This window comes from Pseudomonas fluorescens (assembly GCF_040448305.1).
Classification (GTDB): Bacteria; Pseudomonadota; Gammaproteobacteria; order Pseudomonadales; family Pseudomonadaceae; genus Aquipseudomonas; species Aquipseudomonas fluorescens_BH.
Genome location: NZ_CP148752.1, coordinates 1,565,915 through 1,590,281 on the forward strand (window position 1 = coordinate 1,565,915; position 24,367 = coordinate 1,590,281).

Here is a 24,367-nt window from a genome sequence, read left to right on the forward strand (position 1 = left end):
GTCAAAGGGTGAGCACTGCAATCATTGTGGGAGCGGGCTTGCTCGCGAAGGCGTCGGGTCAATCGGCATTGATGTCAATAGACACACCGCTTTCGCGAGCAAGCCCGCTCCCACAGGGATTGTGTTTCCACAGCAGTACTTTGCGCTTCCTTTCGATCGGAGTCCCCATGGCCAACGCTTTACCCGACCTGAAACTATTGCGCATCTTCGTCAGCGTGGTGCGCCATCAGGGGTTCGCCAACGCCCAGCAGGAGCTCAATCTCTCGACGTCGGCCATCAGCACCTACATGAGCCAGCTCGAAGCAGCCCTCGGCCTGGTGTTGTGCCATCGCGGCCGTGGCGGGTTCAGCCTGACCAGCAAGGGCGAGCTGTTCCATCAGGAAACCCTGCGTCTGTTGGGCGAACTCGAAGGCTTCGAGCAGTACGCCGCCGCCCTCAAGGGCGAGTTGCGCGGTACGTTGAACCTGGGGGTGATCGATTCCACCGTCAGCGACAAGGCCCTGCCGTTCGCGGAGGCCATCGGCGCCTACAGCCAGGAACACCCGGCCGTGCACTTGCACCTTTCGGTGATGAGCCCTTACGAATTGCAACTCGGGGTGCAGGACAACCGTCTCGACCTGGCCATCGGCGCGTTTTCCACGCGCATGAGCGGCCTGGTATACATGCCGCTGTACCGTGAACAACACTGGTTGTATTGCAGCACGCGGCATCCGCTGTTCAACGAGCGGCGCATTCCCGAGCAAGTCATCACCCAGCAGCGCATGGTTGGTCGTGGCTACTGGAGCCAGGCTGAACTGGCGCGCCACGGTTTCAAGCACAGTGCCGCGACGGTAGAAAGTATGGAAGCCCAGTTGATCCTGGTGCTGTCCGGCGCCTACATCGGTTATTTGCCGGAGCACTACGCCCAGGCCTGGGCCGACAAGGGTGACTTGCGGGTGTTGCTGCCGGCGACCTTCGGTTATCAGGCGCCGTTCTCGATGATCGTGCGCCGGGGCCGTAGCCGCGAGCCGCTGATCCAGACTTTCCGTGATCTGCTCAAAGCACAACTGAATCAGGCGTAAAGACGATGTCCAGAATTCAATGTCCGCGCTGCCTGCGCCCGCAAAGCCACTGCCTGTGCCCGTTGATCCCGAGCCTCGACAGCCGCACCCGGGTACTGTTGTTGCAGCATCCGAGCGAAGTGAATCATGCGTTGAACACCGCGCGTCTGGCGGCGCTTGGGTTGAAGAATGCCGATTTGATCGTCGGCGAGGTATTCGAGGATTTGCCGGCGCTGTTGAATCAGCCGGGGTATCGGGCGCGGTTGCTGTTTCCCGGCGAAAATGCCCAGCCGATGCAGGCTTGTGCCGCGACAGACGAACCCTTGTTGCTGGTGGTCCCCGACGGCACCTGGCGCAAGGCGCGCAAGATGTTGCACCTCAATCCGCTGCTGGCGGCGCTGCCGAGGGTGACACTGGCCGAGGGTGGTGTGTCCCGTTATCGGCTGCGCAAGGCGCCGGGGCCGGGAGCGTTGTCGACGGTGGAGGCGATTGTGCAGGCGCTGGAAACCCTCGAAGCGCCGGCGACGTTTGCGCCGTTGCTGAAGCCGTTCGAGGCGTTGATCGAGGGGCAGATTGCGGCGATGGGGGAGGAGGTTTACCAGCGTAACCATGCCGACAGGTGATCGTTGTATGTGCCGGCCTCTTCGCGGGCAAGCCCGCTCCCACAGGTTCAGTGGCGTTCGCAGATTTTGTGTACACAACGGACACTGTGGGAGCGGGCTTGCCCGCGAAGAGGCCGGTTCAGTCACTGCAATCCTCGAAGAATGACTACCTTTCCCGCATCGCCTCGGTCCGCGCTTTCAACACCGGTTTAAGCAAGTAATCCAGTACCGTTTTCTCCCCGGTAATAATGTCCACCGTCGCCACCATCCCCGGGATGATCAGCAGCGGCTTCACATCCCCGCCCAAATGGTTTTTGTCGGTACGCACCTGTATCAGATAGAAGCTGTTGCCTTTGTCGTCGGTGATGGTGTCGGCGCCGATCAGTTCCAGTTTGGCGCTCAGGCCGCCGTAGATGGTGTAGTCGTAGGCACTGAACTTGACCATGGCTTTCTGGCCCGGATGCAGGAATGCAACGTCCTGCGGGCGGACCTTGGCTTCGATCAGCAGGTTGTCTTCCAGCGGCACGATTTCCACCATGTCACTGCCGGGCTGGACCACGCCGCCGATGGTGTTGACCTTCAACACCTTGATGATGCCGTGCACCGGCGATACCACGGTGGTGCGGGTCACGCGGTCGTCGATGGCGATGCTAGAGGCCGTGATTTTCGACAGGTCGGTGCGTTTCTCGTTCAGCTCTTTGGCGGCTTCCGAGCGGAAGGTCTGTTCCGATTCATCAATCTTGCTTTTGATCTCGTTGATCGCCGATTCCGCCCGTGGAATCGCCAGGGTGGTGGCGTTCAATGAGCCGCGAATCTCCACTGCGCTGCGTTTGAGCCGCAGGATTTCCACCGGTGATACCGCACCCGTGCCCACCAGCGGCGTGGACATGTTCATTTCCTGTTGCAGCAACGCCAGGCTGGAGCTGAACTGCCCCTGTTTCGAACGGAACTCTGCCAACTCCTGGGTTTTTTGCCGAAGTTGCTCGGTCAGGGTGCGCTGCTCGCTGGCCAGGCGCCGTTGCCGTTGCTCGTACAGCGAGCGCTCGTCTTCGGCCACTTGCGGGGCCTTGGCGATCACTTCTTCCGACAGCTTGAACGGCCGGCCTTCGGCTTCGGCCGAAAGCCGTTCGACCTGCGCGGTCAAGGCATAGCGATCGGCTTCGCTTTCACCCTTGTTCGACAGGTAGCGGGTGTCATCCAGGCGCAGCAAGGTGTCGCCCTTGTTCACCATTTGTCCTTCACGGACGAAAATTTCAGTGACGATGCCGCCCTCCAGGTTCTGGATCACCTGGACCTTGCTCGACGGAATCGCCTTGCCTTCGCCCGTGGTCACTTCCTGCAACACGGCGAACTTGGCCCAGAGCAGTGCGCTGACCACCAGCGCGGCGGCCAGCCACACGGTGATTCGCGACCAGCGCGGTGAGTCCTGCAAGGAGGCGCCGGCTGTTTCCGGCATGAACTCGGTTTCGGCACTTTTGTTGAAACTGTCGAAGTAGCCACGGGATCCTTGATCGGCAGACATGGACGACTCCTAGACGGCCGCAGAGCCGACACGGCCCTTGCGCAGTGCATCGATGACCGCCTCTTTCGGACCGTCGGCGACGATCCGCCCGTTGTCCAGCACCACCAACCGGTCCACCAGACTCAGCATCGAGGTGCGGTGGGTCACCAACAGGATGGTTTTGCCCTGGACCCAGCCGTGAAGTTTTTGCCGCAGGACGTCTTCGCTGCTGTTGTCCATGGCGCTGGTGGGCTCGTCGAGCAGCATGATCGGCGGGTCGAGCAACATCGCCCGGGCCATCAATACGGCCTGGCGCTGGCCGCCGGACAACAGTTGCCCACGTTCGCCCACGGGCCGGTCGAAGCCTTGCGGGTGTTGCCGGGCCAGTTCGGTGACCCCGGTCATTTCTGCCACTTCGAGCATGCGTGCGTCACTGATATAGCGCGCGCCGAGGGTCAGGTTGTCGCGCAGGCTGCCGGCCAGCAGCGGCAGGTCGTGGGCGACGTAGCCGATTTGATGGCGCAGGTCGGCGACGTCCAGTTGCCGCAGGTCCAGGCCATCGAGCAGCAGCTGGCCTTCATCCGGTTCATAGAACCCCATCACCAGCCGCGCCAGGGTGCTTTTGCCTGAGCCGCTGCGGCCGATGATGCCGATCCGCTCACCGGGTTTCACACTGAAGCTGGCATTGGCCAGGGCGGGAGAACTCTGGCCGTTGTAGTGGAAGGTCACGTTGACAACATCCAGCGCGCCCTGCAGTTGGGTGCGCTCCAGCGGCCGTTGTCTGGCATCGCGCTCCTGGGGCAGGCCCATCAACGCGTCGGTGCTTTTCATGGTCAGTTGCGCTTGCTGGTAGCGGGTGATCAGGCCGGCGATCTGTCCCAGTGGCGCCAGCACCCGACTGCAGAGCATGTAGCTGGCCACCAGCGCGCCGACGCTGAGGTTGCCGGCGATGATGCTGTAGACCCCGGCGACGATGGTTGCCATGCCGGACAGTTGCTGGATGAACAGCGTGCCGTTGGTGGCCAGGGCCGAGAGGTTGCGAGCGTGGCTGTCGAGGCGGGTGAGGGCGCCGTGGGTGCTTTCCCATTTGTGCTGGCGTTCGCTTTCGGCGCTGCAGGCCTTGAGGGTCTCCAGGCCGCTGAGGGTTTCGATCAACAGTGCCTGGCGTTCGGCACCGAGGCTGAGGCTCTTTTGCACGGTGTCGCGCAGGCGCACCTGGATCACCATGGCGAAGATGATGGTGATGGGAAACGCCAGTACCGGGATCACCACCAGCCAGCCACCGAGCAGGCCGATCACCAGCAGCATCAGCAGGCAGAAGGGCAAGTCGATCAGGCTGGTGAGGGTCACGGCGGTGAGAAACTCCCGCAGGCCCTGGAAGTCATGAATGCTTTGGGCAAAGCCACCGATGGTCGCCGGTCGTGCTTTCATCGCCATGCCGGTGATGCGCTCGAACAGGGTGGCCGACAGGATCACATCGGTTTTCTTGCCGGCGGTATCCAGCAAGTGCGCACGCACGACCCGCAGCACCAGTTCGAAAACGGTGCCGATCAGCAGACCGATCGCCAGCACCCACAAGGTTGAGGTGGCTTGGTTCGGCACCACGCGGTCGTAGGTCTGCATCACGAACAGCGGCACCATCAGCCCCAGCAGGTTGATCAGGAAACTCGCCAGGATCGCATCGCTGTAGAGCCATTTCGACAGCTTCAGCGTATCGCGAAACCAGGCCTGGACCCGAGGCACCAGCGGTGAGCGCAAGTCTTCGAGTTCGTGGCGTGGCCGGGCAAACAACGCCTGGCCACTGTAGTGTTCGGCCAGCTCCTCAGGGCTGAGCCATTGTTCGCCGCCGTCGGCTTCACTGGGCAGGATCAGCACCTTGCCGTCCTCACCATAACGGCGCAGGACCGCCGTGCGGCCGTTGTTGAGCAACAGCAGGACGGGCAGGTTGAGCGCGGAGATGTCTTTGAGGTCACGGCGCAGCAAACGCGCCTGCAAACCGGCCCGGGCCGCTGCACGGGGCAGCAGGTCCAGGCTCAGGCGTTGGTGTGCCATGGGCAGCCCGGCACTCAGGCTGGCGCGGCTGACCACCGCGCCGTGGAGTTTGCAGAGGATCAACAGACCGTCCAGAAGCGGGTCATCGAAGCTCAGGCGCGGATCGACACCGGTGTTGCCGGGTTCCATGCTGGTCATTGAACCCTCCCGGGCCCTACTTCATTTCAGGCAGACGAGCTTCGTTTTTCACTTCGGTCTGGGCGATCGCGTCGGCGGGCAGTACGACTCGTTGTTTGCTCAACAACTGGCCCATGTCCGCCAGGACACGGTACATCGAGAACTCTTCGGTGTAGCGCACTTCGGTGTAGCGACGGTTGGCGTTGTAGAGTTCGTTTTCACTGTCGAGCAGGTCAAGCAGGGTCCGTTGACCGAGGCCGAACTGGTCCTGGTAGGCAATGCGTACGCGCTTGCTGGTTTCGGCATATTCACGGGCGGTCGGGGTTTGTTTCTTGGCATTGACCATGGCGTTCCAGGCCAGGTGAATGTTCTCGTTGAGCTGGCGCAGGGCATTGTTACGGATGTCCATGGCCTGGTTGATCTTGTGCGAGTCGGAGGCCAGGCGCGCCTTGTCGCTGCCGCCGCGGAACAGGTTGTAGTTCATTATCACGCCGACCCGCCATTCGTTGTCGTGGCCTTCGTCACCCTGCACGTTGTTGTTCGCGCCCACTGCCGCCTCGGCGTCGAGGCGCGGGTAGAACGGCGATTTGGCGACTTCGTACTGGCTTTCGGCCGATTGCACGTCGGCCTGGGCGGATTTCAGAAAAGGGTTGTTTTCCACCATGCTCTGCTGGGCTTCGGGCAGGGAAGTGGGGACTTCACCGCGAATCGATGGCGGGGTTTCGAGTTCATCGGGCATGCGCCCCACAACGGCGTAGAAGCTCGACTCGGCATCGGCCAGATCGACTTCGGCGGTGTCGAGGTTGTTTTCTGCCAGTGCCCGGCGAGCCGAGGACTGGTCGGCATCGGCGTTGCTGCCCACACCGCGCTGGGTGCGCAGGCCGATCTGATCGTTGACCCGCAAGTGCGCTTGCAGGTTGTTCTTGGCCAGTGTCACCAGTTCGCGGCGCTTGAGGACTTCGAGGTAAACCTCGGTGGTGCGCAGGGCCAGATCCTGAGCCGTACCCTGAGCGTAATAGGCTCGCGAGTTGACCACGCCCTGGGTGCGCCCGACTTCATTGGCGGTGTTGAACCCGTCGAAGAGCATTTGCCGCAGGCGCAGTTCCGACTGGGTGTAGTTGAGGGTTTCGGTGTTGTGATTGCCGAACGCCCGGGTATTGGTGTTATCGCTGTACCCGCGCCCGTAGGCCGCGTTCAAATCAACGGATGGATAAAAGCCCCCTTTGGCGACCTTCACGTCCTCATCCGCCGACAGGCGGCTGTCTACCCGTGATGCCAGTTCCGGGTGGGTCGCGATGGTGCTCTGGATTGCCTCGGTCAGCGTCATGGCCTGAGCCTGGGACGAGCAGGCCATGGCCAAAAGAACCGCGCTGCAGAGGGGGGTTAATAGGCGCATGGTACATCTCCCTGATTCCTGGTGGTGCTTATCAGTCGCCAATTATTTGACGATATTTGTAGGTAAAGTTGTTTCACATCTTTAACAGAAGAGCTAAGAACATTCTGGAGCGTAGCTAAGAAATTTTTTTCATAACGGGTATGCAAAAAAAAACTTATGCGCTCTGCAAAATCCAGCACATTGTTCAATTCGAAAGCCCTTGTTTTATGAGCTCTAGGGCGCTCATCGGGGTTTGAGGAAAGTTCTAATCCACTTATCGACAAAGAGCGGAGAAGTGCTGGAGGGGAGGGACGCGAACGATCTGAAGGTGACGGTTTTTTGTCACTTGAGTGATTCAAGATCGTTACGCACCGCTCACAGGCAAGGTTGTTGCGTACAGGGATCCAATGCCATTGATTGCAGAGGGTTTTTCCCGAAATCGTAAACAGCGCCGTGAGCGACTGGCTGGGCGAGATCGTTGCCGGGGCCACGGCTTACTCAAGTAAACCGGCATCCGCAACACGATCCGCCAGACAACCCGCTTGAGCCATGAGCACGTTCTTCGCACAAACAAGCTGCCGACAGCGGTTGGCAGCGGAGGAAGTGCACATGGCTACGCTCATCGGTATCGTCAGTAAGGTCATCGGTCAGGTGTTCGCGGTTGCGAGCGACGGCAGCCGGCGTGCTTTGGTCGAAGGGGACCGGCTGTTCGCCGGCGACCAACTGAGCACTGGCGCTGAAGGCGCGGTGGCGGTGCATCTGCAAAATGGCCAGGAACTGACCCTCGGGCGCGGCAGCAGCATGCAGATGACGCCGCAGTTGCTCGCCAATCAGATACCCCATGTGAACTCGCCTGAAGCGCTGACGCCGAGCGAAGCGCAACTGACCGATGTCGAACAGCTGCAAAAAGCCATTGCGGCGGGCGATGACCCGACCCAAACCGCTGAAGCCACCGCTGCCGGGCCTGACACGACTACCGGTGTACCGGGCGGCGTCCAGGGCAGTGGCCATAGTTTCGTCATGCTCGAAGAAGTGGGCGGGCGAGTCGATCCGATCATCGGCTTCCCCACTGCAGGGTTCAATGGTATTCCCGAACTTCCCGAAGAACGCCTGAACGTTAATCCGGACAACGTTGTCGCGGCCGATGCCCCTGTGGTGCCGCCGGTGGTTCCGCAAGTGCCGAACAATCCGGTCACCTTCGACGGCCTGTCGCAGCAGAACGGCGAGCGGACCGTCAACGAAGCCAACCTGGCCGACGGTTCGGCGAGGAGCGAAGGCTCGCTGACGCGAAGCGGCACCTTCACCATCAATGCGCCCGACGGGCTGACCAGCCTCAGCATCGGCGAGATCAACTTGATCAGTGGCGGCGTGGCGGCAGGTTTCCCGCAGTTGATCACCTCCCCGCTGGGCAGCACGCTGACCGTCACCAGTTACAACCCGGCCACGGGCGTGGTCAGTTACAGCTACACCCTCATCCGTGCCGAATCCCACGCAAGCGGCGAGGGGGCCAACAGTCTTGCCGAACACGTCACCGTGGTGGCCATCGACAGCAATGGCGACAGCGCTACCGGTACGCTGGATATCAGCATCATCGACGACGTGCCCAAAGCAGTCGATGACAACAATGGCACCGCCTCGGAAACCCTGCTGACCCTCAACGGCAACGTACTGAGCAACGACGTGCAAGGCGCCGACCGCGTGACGCTCGGCGAAAACACCGGCCCGATCACCCCGGGCACCTTCACCGGCACTTACGGCACCCTGGTGCTCAACGCCAACGGCACTTACACCTACACGCTGAACACCAGCGATGCCGACTTCAAGGCGTTGCACGGTGGTGGCGACGGCACTGAAACCTTCACCTATACGCTGACAGACGCCGATGGCGACAGCAGCACCGCGAACCTGGTGCTGCAGATTCACAACAACGATGACCCGGACACGATTGACGGTTTGAACGCTCAGGGTGGCGAGTTGACCGTCTTCGAGAAAAACCTCAGCGACGGCAGCGCACCGGATGCCACGGCGTTGACCCAGAACGGCACCTTCACCGTCACCGCCCTCGACGGTGTTACGACCCTGACCGTCGGCGGTATCGCCGTGGTCACCGGTGGCGTGGCCGCCGGCTTCCCGCAATCGATCACCACCCCGTTGGGCAGCACCCTGACCATCACCGGGTTCAACGCGGCGACCGGGGTGATCAGCTACAGCTACACCCTCAACGATAACGAAGCCCATCCGACGGCCAACGACGCCAACACTTTGCCTGAGCAGTTCGCTGTGACCGTGGTCGACGACAACGGCACCACTGCCACCGGTTCACTGGACGTGAACATCGTCGACGAGCTGCCCAATGGCGTGGACGACAGCAACGCCAATACCGCTTCGGAAACCCTGTTGACCCTCAACGGCAATGTGCTGAGCAACGATGTGCAAGGCGCCGACCGCTTGCCGGTCGGAGAAAACGCCGGCCCGATCACCCCCGGCACTTTCACCGGCACTTACGGCACCCTGGTGCTCAATGCCAACGGCACCTACACCTACACGCTGAACACCAGCGATGCCGATTTCATAGCCCTGCACGGCGGTGGCAATGGCAGCGAATCCTTTACCTACACCATCACCGATTCGGACGGCGACAGCAGCACCGCGAACCTGGAGCTGCAGATCCACAACAACGATGACTCGATCACGATTGGCGGTTTGAACGCTCAGGGTGGCGAGCTCACCGTTTTCGAGAAAAACCTCAGCGACGGCAGCGCACCGGATGCCACGGCGTTGACCCAGAACGGCACCTTCACCGTCACCGCGCTGGACGGTGTCACGACCCTGACCGTCGGCGGTATCGCCGTGGTCACCGGCGGCGTGGCCGCCGGCTTCCCGCAATCGATTACCACCCCGTTGGGCAGCACCCTGACCATCACCGGGTTCAACGCGGCGACCGGGGTGATCAGCTACAGCTACACCCTCAACGATAACGAAGCCCACCCGACGGCCAACGACGCCAACACTTTACCTGAGCAGTTCGCCGTGACCGTGGTCGACGACAACGGCACCACCGCCACGGGCAGCCTCGACGTGAATATCGTCGACGACCTGCCCAATGGCGTGGACGACAGCAACACCAGTACCGCCTCGGAAACCCTGCTGACCCTCAACGGCAACGTGCTGAGCAATGACGTGCAAGGCGCCGACCAGGTAACGGTCGGGGAAAATGCCGGACCGATCACCCCCGGGACCTTCACCGGCACTTACGGCACCCTGGTGCTCAATGCCAACGGCACCTACACCTACACGCTGAACACCAGCGATGCCGATTTCATAGCCCTGCACGGCGGTGGCAATGGCAGCGAATCCTTTACCTACACCATCACCGATTCGGACGGCGACAGCAGCACCGCGAACCTGGAGCTGCAGATCCACAACAACGATGACTCGATCACGATTGGCGGTTTGAACGCTCAGGGTGGCGAGCTCACCGTTTTCGAGAAAAACCTCAGCGACGGCAGCGCACCGGATGCCACGGCGCTGACCCGGAACGGCACCTTCACCATCACCGCCCTCGACGGTGTTACGACCCTGACCGTCGGCGGCATCGCCGTGGTCACCGGTGGCGTGGCCGCCGGCTTCCCGCAATCGATCACCACACCGTTGGGCAGCACCCTGACCATCACCGGGTTCAGCTCGGCGACCGGTGTCGTGAGCTACAGCTACACCCTCAACGATAACGAAGCCCACCCAACGGCCAACGGCACCAACACCCTGCCTGAGCAGTTCGCCGTGACCGTGGTCGATGACAACGGCACCACCGCGACTGGTTCGCTGGACGTGAACATCGTCGACGACCTGCCCAATGGCGTGGACGACAGCAACACCAGTACCGCCTCGGAAACCCTGCTGACCCTCAACGGCAATGTGCTGAGCAACGACGTGCAAGGCGCCGACCGCGTGACGGTCGGTGAAAACACCGGCCCGATTACCCCAGGCACTTTCACCGGGACTTACGGCACACTGGTGCTGAATGCCAACGGCACCTACACCTACACCCTGAACCCCAGCGATGCCGATTTCAAAGCCCTGCACGGCGGTGGCGACGGCAGCGAAACCTTCACCTACACCCTCACCGACTCGGACGGCGACAGCAGCACCGCCAACCTGGTGCTCAACGTCTACAACAACGACAACCAGGTAACCCTCAGTGGCCTCGACGTGTATGGCGGTGAGCTGACGGTCTACGAGAAAAACCTCAGTGACGGCAGCAGCCCCAACACGCCGGCCCTGACCCAAAGCGGCACCTTCACCGTCACTGCCCTCGATGGCCTGCAAACCCTGACGGTAGGCGGCATCACTGTCGTGAGCGGTGGTGTGGTCGCCGGCTTCCCGCAAACGGCCGTCACGCCACTGGGCAGCACCCTGACCATCACCGGATTCAACGCCGCTACCGGGGTGATCAGCTACAGCTACACCCTGAACGATAACGAAGCCCATCCGGCGGCCAACGGCGCCAACAGCCTGACCGAGAACTTCAACGTCGTGGCCACCGATACGGATGGCGACAGTGCGACCAGGCAGATCAACGTCAATATCGTCGACGACCTGCCAAAAGGCGTGTACGACAGCAATGCTTCAACGGCCTCGGAATCCCTGCTGACCCTCAACGGCAATGTGCTGAGCAATGACGTGCAAGGCGCCGACCGGGTGCTGGTCGGTGAAAACACCGGCCCGATCACTCCCGGGACCTTCACCGGTACCTATGGCACCCTGGTGCTGAATGCCAACGGCACTTACACCTACACCCTGAACACCAGCGATGCTGATTTCATAGCCCTGCACGGAGGTGGCGACGGCAGCGAAACCTTCACCTACACCCTCACCGACTCGGACGGTGACAGCAGCACCGCGAACCTGGTGCTGAACGTCTACAACAACGACGATCGCGTAACCCTCGAAGGCCTCGACGTGTATGGCGGTGAGCTGACGGTCTACGAGAAAAACCTCAACGACGGCAGCGCACCGGACTCCACGGCGCTGACCCGGAACGGCACCTTCACCGTCACCGCCCTCGACGGTGTCACGACCCTGACCGTCGGCGGCATCGCCGTGGTCACCGCTGGCGTGGCCGCCAGCTTCCCGCAATCGATCACCACACCGTTGGGCAGCACCCTGACCATCACCGGGTTCAATGCCGCGACCGGTGTTGTGAGCTACAGCTACACCCTCAACGATAACGAAGCGCACCCGACCGCGAATGACGCCAACATCTTGCCCGAACAGTTCGCCGTGACCGTGGTCGATGACAACGGCACCACCGCGACCGGTTCACTCGATGTCAACATCGTCGACGACCTGCCAAAAGGCGTGTACGACAGCAATGCTTCAACGGCCTCGGAAACCCTGCTGACCCTCAATGGCAACGTGCTGAGCAACGACGTGCAAGGCGCCGACCGGGTGACGGTCGGTGAAAACACCGGACCGATCACTCCCGGGACCTTCACCGGCACTTACGGCACCCTGGTGCTGAATGCCAACGGCACTTACACCTACACGCTAAACACCAGCGATGCTGATTTCAAAGCCCTGCACGGCGGTGGCGACGGCAGCGAATCCTTCACCTACACCCTCACCGACTCGGACGGCGACAGCAGCACTGCCAACCTGGTGCTGAACGTCTACAACAACGACGATCGCGTAACCCTCGACGGCCTTGACGTGTATGGCGGTGAGCTGAAGGTCTATGAGAAAAATCTCAGCGACGGCAGCGCACCGGACTCCACGGAGCTGACCCAAAGCGGCACCTTCACCGTCACCGCTCTCGACGGCGTAACGACCCTGACCGTCGGCGGCATCGCCGTGGTCACCGCTGGCGTGGCCGCCAGTTTCCCGCAATCGCTCACCACCCCGTTGGGCAGTACCCTGACCATCACCGGGTTCAGCTCGGCGACCGGTGTCGTGAGCTACAGCTACACCCTCAACGATAACGAAGCCCACCCAACGGCCAACGGCACCAACACCCTGCCTGAGCAGTTCGCCGTGACCGTGGTCGACGACAACGGCACTACCGCCACCGGTTCGCTCGACGTCAACATCGTCGACGACCTGCCAAAAGGCGTGTACGACAGCAACGCCAATACCGCTTCGGAAACCCAGCTGACGTTGAGCGGCAACGTGCTGAGCAACGACGTGCAAGGCGCGGATCGGGTAACGGTCGGGGAAAACGCCGGACCGATCACCCCCGGCACCTTCACCGGTACCTATGGCACCCTGGTGCTCAATGCCAACGGCACTTACACCTACACCCTGAACCCCAGCGATGCCGACTTCAAAGTCCTGCACGGCGGCGGCGACGGCAGCGAATCCTTCACCTACACCATCACCGACTCGGACGGTGACACCAGCACCGCGAACCTGATGCTGAACGTCTACAACAACGACGATCGCGTAACCCTCGACGGCCTCGACGTGTATGGCGGTGAGCTGAAGGTCTACGAGAAAAATCTCAGCGACGGCAGCAGCCCCGACACGTCGGCCCTGACCCGGACCGGGACGTTCACCGTGAGCGCCCTCGACGGCCTGCAGACCCTGACCGTGGGCGGCATCACTGTCGTCAGCGGTGGCGTGGTCGCCGGCTTCCCGCAAACCGCCGTCACGCCACTGGGCAGCACCCTGACCATCACCGGGTTCAGCTCGGCGACCGGTGTCGTGAGCTACAGCTACACCTTGAACGATAACGAAGCCCACACAACGGCCAACGGCACCAACAGCCTCACCGAGAACTTCAACGTCGTGGCCACCGATACGGACGGCGACAGCGAGACCGGGCAGATCAACGTCAACATCGTCGATGACCTGCCGAGCGCCAGACCTGACTCGTCGTCGGTAGTGGAGGGCGGCACCGTCAACATCAGTGTGCTGGGCAACGACATCAGCGGCGCCGATGGTCCGGCGACGGTGGTCGGCGTACGCGCCGGCAGCAATACCTCGACGTCGGCCATCGGCGGGCTGGGCAACCCGATCAACGGCACCTATGGCTACCTGACCCTCGATGCCAACGGCAACGCGGTGTATCACAGCAACCAGAATTCGCTCGGCGATGCGGGGGCCACCGATACGTTCACCTATACCGTGCGTGATTCCGATGGCGATGAAAGCACCACCACCATCACCATCGACGTCGCCAACAGCATCATCAAGGCCAACCCCGACAGCGACGTGACGGTCTACGAAAAAGCCCTCGACCTGAGCCAGGAAGGGCAGGACCTGGCCGCCGCTACGGTCACCGGCAGCGACCCGGGCAACACTGGCGAAACTGCGTCCGGGACCCTGGTCGGTTCGGTCTCGGGTGGCAGCGGCGCGCTCACCTACACCCTGGTCGGCAGCGCCACCGGCACCTACGGGCAGATCCTGCTCAACTCCGACGGCAGCTACACCTACACCCTCACCTCGGCACCGAAAACCTCGCCGAATGCCAACGACGGGCCGAACAGCCTGAGTGAAAGCTTCACCTACAAAGCCACCGATGCATTAGGCAACAGCAGCACCAGCACTATCGTGGTCAACATTGTCGATGACGTGCCCAAGGCGGTGGCAACGGATCGCTCGGTGGCGGCGGTGGAGATCGATTCCAACCTGCTGATCGTGCTCGACGTCTCCGGCAGCATGGACGACCCTTCCGGCGTGTCGGGGCTGTCGCGGCTGGATCTGGCCAAGCAGGCCATCAGTGCTTTGCTGGATAAATACGACGACCTCGGCGATGTGAAAGTGCAGCTCGTCACCTTCAGCAGCAGCGCCACCGACATGACCTCGGTGTGGGTCGATGTCGCGACCGCCAAGACACTGCTGGCCGGCCTCACCGCGGACGGTGGCACCAACTACGACGCGGGCGTGGCGACCATGCAGACCGCGTTCAACACCTCGGGCAAACTGACCGGTGCGCAAAACGTCGGCTACTTCTTCTCCGACGGCAAGCCCACCACCGGCCAGGAAATCGGCACCGCCGACGAGACCGCGTTGAAAGCCTTCCTCGATGCCAACAACATCAAGAACTACGCGATCGGCCTGGGCAGTGGCGTGAGCAACGCCAACCTCAATCCACTGGCCTATGACGGCAGCAGCCACACCGACACCAATGCGGTGGTGGTGACCGACCTCAGCCAGCTCAACTCGGTACTGTCCGGCACGGTGATCGGCGCACCGGTCACCGGTTCGCTGCTGGGCGAGGGCTGCACATTCGGCGCCGATGGCGGCTTCATCAAAACCATCACGGTGGACGGCACCACGTACACCTACGATCCGAGCGGCAACAGCAATCAGGGCTCGCTGAGCTTCAGCGGTGGGCTCAACCACGGCACGTTCAACACCGTGGACAACACGTTGAACATTGCCACCAACAACAGCGGTACCTTGCAGATCAATCTCGACACCGGTGAATACGCCTACATTTCGCAGAAAACCACGTCGGTGTTGATCACCGAAACCATCGGCTTCACCGCCAGCGATAACGACGGCGACCTGGCCAGCGCCACCCTGACGGTCAAAGTCATACCGAACGCACCGCCAGTGGCGGCCGATGATAACGTCATCACCAACGTGCTCTCGGGCACCGTTGTGGTGCCAGGCGAACTGTTGCTGGCCAACGACACCGACCCCAACGGCGATCAACTCTCGGCGACCCCGACTTCCTTCAACACCGGCTGGATAGCCAAGGGCGCGGACTTCACCGGCACCGGCGCGATCAGCTTCACCGGCACCAACAACAATCCCGCCAACCAGAGTCTGGCCGACGTGCGCAATGCCTTTGCGGCCAACACGGCAACCATGACGGCGCTGCTGGTGGTCAGTGGCTATCTCGGTTCAGCGAACAACTCCAATGGCAACAATGAAGACCTCATCACGGTCAAGCTGAAACAAGGTGAGACGCTCAACCTCGATCACAACCTGGATGCCGGGCACGTCACGATGGAGTATTCGCTCAACGGTGGGGCGTTCGTCAGCATCGCCGATGGCGGTACCATCACCGCAAGCGCGGATGGCACCTACCAGATCCACCTGACCAACATCACCAACCCCGGTAACGGCAATTCGAATGCGGCGGAAGACTATCAGCTGACCATGACCGTGAACTACGCCGGGGCACAGGACGTCACCACCGACTACCACGGCACCTACACCGCCAACGACAACCATGGCGGCAGCGACTCGGCCAACCTGACCATCAGCTATCAGGACGGCCACACCCTCACCGGCACCAGCGGGGATGACGTGCTGGTGGCGGGCACGGGCAACAACATCATCAATGCCGGTGACGGCAACGATGTGCTCACTGCCGGCTCCGGCAACAACGAGATGCACGGCGGCGCCGGCAATGATTTGCTCTTCAGCGGCCAGGGCAATGACATCCTCGATGGCGGCACGGGCATCGACACGGCCAGTTACGCCCACGCCAGCGCCGGAGTGACGGTCGACCTCAGTCTGCTCGCTGCGCAGAACACCCTGGGCGCGGGCTCGGACACCCTGACCGGCATCGAAAACCTAACCGGCTCGAACTTCAACGACACCCTGATCGGAAACAACACCAACAACGTGATCAACGGCGGCCTGGGCAACGACATTCTCAACGGCGGGGGCGGCGATGACTGGCTGATCGGCGGCCTGGGCAACAACACCCTGACCGGCGGAACCGGGGCCGATACCTTCCAGTGGCTCAAGGGCAACAGTGGCCATGACGTGATCACCGACTTCACGCCCGGCACCGACAAGCTCGACCTGTCGCAACTGCTGCAAGGGGAGAGCGGCACCACGGCTTCACTGGATGACTACCTGCACTTCACCGTCACCGGCAGCGGGCCGTCGACGGTGACCAGCATCGACGTCAGCGCCATGGCCGGCGCCGCGCCGAACCAGACCATCGACCTGGCCGGCGTCGACCTGGCCAGCCACTACGGTGTAACACCCGGGGCGGGTGGAGTGATCGCGGGCGGGCACGACACGGCGACCATCATCAACGGCATGCTCAACGATCATTCGTTGACGGTGGATACCGTGTGACCTGAAAACCCACTAAAAAACCCGCCATCCCTGTGAAGGGATGGCGGGTTTTTTGTCTGCGACAGAAGTGAAAGTCCGACCAATGGTAGAGAGAACTGTAATTTCTGACAGTAGCCAGTCCTTCTTCGCTGCCTTTAAATCAAGTCTCGCCCCATGAGTAAACAGGTGAGCATTCCTTAAACACTCATGTGTGCCAGAGCATCTCGATGCCCTGCTTTGGCACGCGCATACCGGGTTTGTCATACAGGCGCCAAGTCTTCGTGGATGGGGCGTGAGTCGACACGTGGGCAGAACGTCCGATTACTGGAAGGAACTGCGAAATGACCATTGTTGAAAAAACCAACACGCTGAAAACCAGTTCACTGCGCAGCAGGAAAAAGCCTCGCGTCCCTGGGCCGGCAGATTACGATCCACCCGGAGTGGAATCACCTTTGTTGCTGGGGCCGACAGATGATGACCCGGGTAATCAGGTCCATACCGATGACCAAGGCCTCCCGGTGAGTCTGACCTTTGCGAACCTGGCCGCTGGCGACATTCCGAACAACACTCTGGTGCAAGTACAAGCAAGGTGGGATGGCGCCCTGACAGGGAACATAGTCGAGGGCCGCACTCCTTTGGCGGCCAACTGGGCAGATGATAAAAGGCTGGTGATTCCAGCAGACAAGACAGACGTACCGGGACCTCACGAGGTTAAATACAGGGTGAAGTTTGGCTTGAACGGCAAGGATTCTAATCCGATAACCATTCATGTCGATAAAGAAGCGCCCACACTGAGTGAGGCGGTCACCTATCCGGATGAAATTAAAAACGACGGGTTTACCCATGAGTATTTTGAGGACGTCTCGCCCCATGCATTATTGAGTTACAAGGATACATATACCGGCGCCAGGACAGATGACTTGTTTGAATTCTGGATGGGAGAGATAGATCAGAACGGGCAACCTACTGCTGATTCGACGCTTATTGAAACCGTGAAACTCGTTTCGCCCAGACAAGCACTGGAAACCAAAAAACTTACAAGGGCATTGATTACGATAGACGAAGGAACAATCGATTTGTTCGCATTCGTAACGGATCGTAAAGGCAATCGAAGCTTGGCATCGCCACCCGTTACAGTTCCCATTTCAATGATTCCCATGCCCAAGGATATGACACTGGATATCGTGCTGGAAAATGGTGATGTGACTGATCGGGTAATTTTGTTCCGGGATACGCAAGTACCTGTACATGGCAAACATGAGTTTCGGAACTGGAGAGCTGGTGACAAGTTACGGAGACAGATCGCTAATCAAACTGTAAAGGTTATCGATATCGAAAGCGCTCCGCCATTCGTTGATCCAATCACTTACAGAGAACTTCTGGATGACGGGGATCTGGATCTTAAAGATCTTGTATACAAGTACCAGATTCAACGTGGCAACAAGCTGATCCCTGCAACGCCAATCTCGAAAATATTGAAAGTGCATTTGGATAAACCTGGTGAGCAACCGGATGACCCCGATAATCCTGGTTTGCCGGGTTCTCCAGATCCGAAGTTGAATATTGTCAATGTGAAAGGTGTAAACCCTAGGCCGAATTATCTTAATGCGCACGATAAGGTCTTGGGGGCAAAGGTACGCATGTTAATTTATAAGGGGCATAAAAAAGACGATGAGATTCAAATTTTTTACCAGGGTGTGCCTGTTCCAACAGTCTTGAAGCTGGATGGCACTGAGACAGATGATAAAATTTTGGAAGGTGATATTCCTCCGAATTTCGTTGCTGATGGGGGGAACAACAAACAAATGCGTGTTGGGTACACTGTTTATCATCCGGGTGTCAATGAGACGGAAGCTGTTGCAGTAGACCAGCACGTCGATGTTTATGTCGATGAGATCCTTATGCCTCAACCCAATTTCAAAGTGACTGGCGATCCTGGGAACGGTGACGGTGCAACGGTGTACTGCGACTCTTTGGTGCGTGATCCAAAAACGAACAAGGTTGCAGTCGAGGTCACGTTTCCCGCGAATGCAGAATTCGCAAATCAGGACATTTCATTTGTAATCCAGGGATATGAAAACGTAGTCGACGCTGGAAACAACAAGCCAGGTAATACGATAGAGGGGGCGTGGGACAGCGTATCTAAAGAACCCAATGCAGACGAGGCAGCAGCAGGCTTTAGTGTGTTCTTTGAACATACTGTCTTCGAGACAATTTTCAACGGTTGGTGCGAACTGAGTTGTTGGGCAGCTCAGGACGGATACTACACACGCTCGTATCCTTTAAGGTTCCGCGTCACCATGAACCATGGTGATGGCTCGTATTGCGAACTCCCCCCTCCCTTGACCAAATAATCTGGAGGCGCTCAGGCGCCTCCATTTTTTTTCAAGCGTTTTTATTGTGCGGTGGACTGGATTGAGAGTGGCGGATTTGTCTGATGTGCTTAGAGATTAATCCTACATTTTTCCGTAGGAAGAATCGGTATCGTCTGCCGCCTTCGTAGTCCTCCAGGTGTCATTGTTCAGTGAGGGCGCAATGATAGAAGGATATGAACCCATGGCGATCCGCACAGCAGCAAACCCGACTTTCACCTTACGATCCATTGGAACGCTGGCGTTGATGCCAGCTTTTTTTTGAGCTCATCCGCTTTTGCAGCGGTCATCGTCGATAACGGCAGCACGCTGGATATCGATCCGACAAGCGCGCCTGTACCTATCGACTATTTGGTGCGTAATAACAGTGTCCTCAATGTGAACGGTGCCACGACGCAAAGCATCGAGATTCAACGTGGCTCGACGCTCAATATCAACGGCGGCACCATCAACGGCAATGCCGGTGGCGACGGAATCACCATCAACGGTAGCCGGGGGAGCATCAATCAGGCGACGGTGACCGCTGACGGCTTCGCACTGTTGGTCAACCGGGAACCCGGATCGACGCAGGGATCGGTGGTGACTGCGGCAAACAGTCAGTTCAGTGGCGCCATATCCGGTGCCGCTGTGTCGGGTTTCAGTACCCTAGACCTGATCAACAGCAAGGCCACGGGGACGGACCCAGGCAGCTTCGGCCTGTTCGTAGCGGGGGGCGTCGTTCGCGCATCCGCCAATACGCAAATCAGCGGTGATGCCGCCGGTGTCCGGTTTGAAACGGACTCACCCGTAGGCACTGCATCGTTGCTGCTGGACGGCTCAAGCGTAGTGGGCCGCAGCGGGCCGGCGTTGGAGGTGGACGGTGGTGTCGACGCCACGATCGAGGTGTTGAACGGCTCCACCTTGGCAGGCAGTAACGGCAATCTGCTGGAAGTGCTGGGCGCATCCACGGCCGCCATGAGAGTGGCCGGCAGCGCCTTGCAAGGCAACGTGCAAGTCACTGACAACAGCAGCGCCAACCTGACGTTCGATCGAGGTCAGATGACCGGCGACGTAGTGGTCGAAAATGGCTCGACCGCCAATGTCACCCTGCAAAACGGCTCGCAGTTCACCGGTCGCCTGGATAACGTCACTGGCGTCACGCTCAGTCAGTCGAACTGGACCATGACCGGTAATGACACAGTTGGCAGCCTGACCATGGACGGCGGCCGGGTGGATTTCGGTGATGCCGCGGGTGCATTCCGTCAACTGAACATCGGAGCCCTTGAGGGCAATGGCACGTTTGCCATGAAGGGCGATTTTGCTACCGGAACCGCTGATTTTCTCAATGTGACCGGCGCAGCCAATGGTCAATTCGGGCTGGAAGTCGAGGCTTCGGGCACGGATGCAGTGGCCACGCAACAACTGGCACTGGTGCGCACGGCCAGCGGCAATACGCAGTTTTCGCTGATCGGCGGTCGGGTGGATCTGGGCACCTGGTCCTACGATCTGGCCAGCGCCACCGATGGCAGCGGCGGTACAGAGTGGTTCCTCGACCCCGCCACCAAAACGGTCAGCCCCGGCGCCCAGACGGCTCTGGCGTTGTTCCGCACCGCGTCGACCATTTCCTATGGCGAGCTGAAATCACTCGAAAGCCGCATGGGTGACTTGCAATCGAATGGCAATTTGTACGGCGTCTGGGTACGTCCCTACGGTAACAAGTACAACGTCGGCGAGGGGGCGGGCGTGGCCTACCAACAGCGGCAACAGGGCATTTCCCTGGGGGCCGATACTCGTCTGGGTGATGGTCCCTGGCGTGTCGGGGTGCTGGCCGGTTACAGCCAGTCGGACATTGATCTCAAAGGCGGAAGCAAGGCAACGGTCGATAGCTATTACGCCGGTCCGTACATTGGCTGGCAGGATATGGATAGCGGTATCTATTTTAATGGTGCCTTGAAACTCAACCATTTCCGCAACGATTCAAAAATCCGTTTGAGCGACGGATCCCGCGCCAAAGGCGACTACAGCAACTCGGCTGCCAGCGCACTGGTGGAAGTCGGCCGCAACATTCGGCTGGCGGATGACTGGCTGGTCAAGCCTTCCGCCCAATTGTCGGCGGCTGTCATCGAGGGCGCGAGCTATGACCTCGACAATGGCATGGACGCCGACGGCGACCGGACGCGTTCGTTGCGTGCCAAGCTGGGTGTCGCTGCCGGTCGTGACTTCAAGATGGGCGGCGGCACCGTCGTGCAACCATACGGGCGGGTCGCAATGGTTCATGAGTTTGCCAACAATGACAACGTGCATGTCAACGGCAACGAGCTCAACAGCGATTTGTCGGGCAGTGGGTTTGAGGTGGGTGGCGGAGTGTCCGTTGCCTTGGCATCCAATGTACGGGTGAGTGCGGACCTCGACTACGGCAAAGGGGAAAATTACGAACAGCCATGGTCGGCGACGCTGGGGGTGAGTTACGGGTTTTAATGGCTTGGTATGGAGGAATGAAAAAAACCGCGTTAAGCGGTTTTTTTCATTGCCTGGTACTACTGATGAAAAGCCTGTGGAGTAATCAGGTAAACAACCCTGACTTACTAATTACTAAGTGATTGTAATGTACCAATCCTGCGAAACCTGCCCGTTCACCCCTCTCACCTGGAATCTGTGGCTTCCCTTTAATAGTTCACCGGTGTCTATCCGGTATTCTCCTTTTTCGTCAGCGTGTCTTCTGCTTGAGAAGATGTCGTCAACGTACAGTTTGAGTTCCGAGTCCCGGTAGGCGCCGGATCCGTAGAAATAAATCAAATCTCGCTCAGACGCACTTCCGTTATTTGGAATGGGGGTTCCCGATCGGGTTGTGGCCCTATCAATTTTCAGCTCGGAGTTCTCTACCACGTAAAACGTGCGGGGCGGGCTGGACTCGACATCCTTGACCTTGATGGTGATGCCATGAAGTCCAAGGGATAAGCCGTACTGGCGACTCCATTCGCCTTTTTCATCGGCGGTTGCTCCCGACATTTGTTGATCGCCATTCCATACTTCAACTGCATGGTCTGGACTGGCCTTGCCGATAAACGTGAGGCTTGTGTCAGTGGTGTATCCACCTTCCAGAATGGGGTTGTTTTTGGAGTCGACGATGTTCGTTACTTCGCCGAACGGTGTAACGGTAAACGTGTAGGGTGGGAAGGATGTTTCGCCCTGCCCATACAGGGCCTTTGCGGTAAGGCTGACGAACTTGGTAAAAGCGGTTATGGCTTGTACCCACGTGCCCTCATCATCGGCCTCAGGCTCTCCCAGCGGATCAATACCGTCGAGCAACCGGACCTTCTGTCCTGGTGCTGCCTTGCCGCTGACGGTCAGATGAATATCTCTGGTGGTGGAGCCAGACAGGACAAGGTTGCCCTTGGAATCCTTAACGCTTTCGATGTCCGGTTTGACGTCCTGTTTCCCGGTAGTAAACGTCCATGGATTAGACTCGGCATTGTTACCATAGTTTGCCTCCGCGATGATTGTATGACGGGTATCGTATTTCAGATTTGGAACGAATCTGACCCATTTGCCCTTATCGTCAGTCGGTTCCGGCGTCGGATCGGTGACACCGTTGATCTTCAGCTTGATCCCGGCTAACGGCGCAGCATCACCCCTGACAATGACATGGTTGTATGGGGTACTTCCGTTGTCCTCGACCGGGCCGTCCGAATCGTACACGCGGGTATTGTGCGGCTTGATGATGGATGACACGGTAAAGGTGCGCGGCGGGTCGGTGATGTCCCCCTCGCCATAGTTCGCCTTGGCGGCGAGGCGGTAGAAACCGTTTATCACATCGAGCAGAAATTTCCATTCGCCATTGTTGGGATCGGCAGGTGCAAAGGCATCTTTTATGGGGGCGCCATCATTGAGTAGCTGAATGCTCTCACCGGGTCTGGCATGCCCCTTGATGATCAACTGGTTCTTGTCGGTGGTGCCGTCGTCAGGGACAGGAGGGCCGTCTTCGGACTCAAGGACATCATCCAGGCTCAGCTCGACGTCCAACTCCACGGTAAAGGTGCGGGGCGGTTCGGAAATCTCGTCATCGCCATAACGCGCCTGAACGGTAAGGCTGTACGAACGGGGGGTCACAGGAAGTTCGAATGTCCAGAGTCCGTCTTCCTCATCGGCGGGTGCGACTGCTCCGCCAATGGGCATGTCATGATTGAGCAATTGCACCTGTCTGCCGGGCCTGGCATAGCCGCTGACCGTTACCTTATTGTCGTAGGTCTTGCCGCCCTCATCGATCGACCCCGCTGAATCGGCGACATCATCCAGGCTCAGCTTGACATCCAACGCCACGATAAAGGGATAGGGCGGCTTGGAAATCTCGCCCTCGCCATAACACGCCTGAGCGTCAAGGCTGCACGGACCGGGGAACACCCCAAGTTCGGTTTCCCAGAGTCCGTCGCGCTCCCGGGCGGTCGGCGTTACTCCGTCGATAGGGGTCTCGTTATTGCGCAGTTGCACCTTTTCGTGGGGCCTGGCATAGCCACGGACCGTAACCGTGTCATCGTAGGTGGTGCTGTTTTCAGCGATCACTCCCTGAGAATCGATGACCCTATCAAGGATCAGTTTTACATCCAATACGACGCGGAATTCGAACACGTTGGACTCTTTGCCATTGGCTGCCCTGATCTTGATGCTGTAGGCGCCAGCGGTGAGGCCATCGAAGGTGAGATTGAACTGGCCGACATCATCAACAGTGTCTTTCTTGCCCGTGGGAGTGTCGCCGTTGAATGCTTCAACTTCCATATTGGGAGGTGCGTGGCCGGAGAACTCCAACCAGTCACCGTCGTAGGTCGCGCCACTTTCAATCGGGCCATCCTTGCCAGTGACGTTTTCGATGATCGGTGTCTCAGTTGCTAGAACGAAAATGTACAGTGTGGAGGACTGTTGAGGCGGAAATATTTCGATAGCAGAAAGGCTGTAACGCTTGAAGGTCGACAGGGGAGGAAGCTGTTTGATCCAGTTGCCATCAGCGTCGCTTGTGACTTCAATCAGTCTGCTCAGAACATCGCGTAACAAGAGTTCCGTGTTGGGCCCAGCCATGCCCTTGGCCGTCAGGTTTTTATCGAAGGTAGTGGTGTTCTTGCCAACCAGGTCGCCTTTGGAGTCACGGATCTCGGTGAAAGTCACCGTTTCCATGGTTTCGATTGGGGTATCTGGGGAGAGCGTTGAGGAACTCGGTGGTTTAGCGGTCATGATGGTGACTCCGTTCGTTGACAGGGGTAACGGAGTGATTTAAAGCCCGGAACGACGGGTTGACTACTGTCAGAAATAACAGG

9 protein-coding genes are annotated in these 24,367 nt (G+C 59.4%); 5 read left to right on the forward strand and 4 right to left on the reverse strand.

Annotation, left to right across the window (positions count from 1 at the left end; all coding sequences use genetic code 11):
• The first annotated feature begins 167 nt into the window (after nt 1-167).
• The gene (locus WHX55_RS07120) at nt 168-1,061 is read left to right on the forward strand and encodes a LysR family transcriptional regulator (protein ID WP_007972518.1); all 894 of its coding nucleotides are present in this window, start codon (nt 168-170) and stop codon (nt 1,059-1,061) included.
• Between the two features lie 5 nt (nt 1,062-1,066).
• Nucleotides 1,067-1,663 (forward strand): DTW domain-containing protein, encoded by a 597-nt coding sequence (locus WHX55_RS07125; protein ID WP_353742298.1) that lies wholly within the window; start codon nt 1,067-1,069, stop codon nt 1,661-1,663.
• 145 nt (nt 1,664-1,808) lie between these two features.
• On the opposite strand, the gene WHX55_RS07130 is transcribed toward WHX55_RS07125, so the two are convergent.
• From WHX55_RS07130 to WHX55_RS07140, 3 genes are read right to left on the reverse strand one after another with little or no spacing between them, the layout of a single operon-like run.
• Entirely contained in the window at nt 1,809-3,164 is a 1,356-nt protein-coding gene (locus WHX55_RS07130) for an HlyD family type I secretion periplasmic adaptor subunit (RefSeq protein ID WP_150755716.1), read from the reverse strand.
• Nucleotides 3,165-3,173: 9 nt separating this feature from the next.
• Nucleotides 3,174-5,333: a type I secretion system permease/ATPase gene (locus WHX55_RS07135; RefSeq protein WP_353742299.1), complete on the reverse strand. Its 2,160-nt coding sequence runs from the start codon at nt 5,331-5,333 to the stop codon at nt 3,174-3,176.
• A gap of 16 nt (nt 5,334-5,349) precedes the next feature.
• On the reverse strand, nt 5,350-6,708 hold the full coding sequence (locus WHX55_RS07140; RefSeq protein WP_353742300.1) for a TolC family outer membrane protein: 1,359 nt from the start codon (nt 6,706-6,708) through the stop codon (nt 5,350-5,352).
• Nucleotides 6,709-7,296: 588 nt separating this feature from the next.
• Here WHX55_RS07140 and WHX55_RS07145 point away from each other — a divergent pair.
• The 3 genes from WHX55_RS07145 to WHX55_RS07155 all read left to right on the forward strand — a co-directional run bounded on the left by WHX55_RS07145 (nt 7,297) and on the right by WHX55_RS07155 (nt 21,539).
• A complete protein-coding gene (locus WHX55_RS07145; protein ID WP_353742301.1) occupies nt 7,297-16,731 on the forward strand; it encodes a retention module-containing protein in 9,435 nt (3,144 codons plus the stop codon).
• Between the two features lie 320 nt (nt 16,732-17,051).
• Complete coding sequence (locus WHX55_RS07150; RefSeq protein WP_353742302.1) at nt 17,052-19,064, forward strand: hypothetical protein; 2,013 nt, start codon at nt 17,052-17,054, stop codon at nt 19,062-19,064.
• Between the two features lie 372 nt (nt 19,065-19,436).
• Nucleotides 19,437-21,539 (forward strand): autotransporter outer membrane beta-barrel domain-containing protein, encoded by a 2,103-nt coding sequence (locus WHX55_RS07155; RefSeq protein WP_353742303.1) that lies wholly within the window; start codon nt 19,437-19,439, stop codon nt 21,537-21,539.
• Between the two features lie 114 nt (nt 21,540-21,653).
• On the opposite strand, the gene WHX55_RS07160 is transcribed toward WHX55_RS07155, so the two are convergent.
• On the reverse strand, nt 21,654-24,284 hold the full coding sequence (locus WHX55_RS07160) for a hypothetical protein (protein ID WP_353742304.1): 2,631 nt from the start codon (nt 24,282-24,284) through the stop codon (nt 21,654-21,656).
• Nucleotides 24,285-24,367 lie beyond the last annotated feature (83 nt).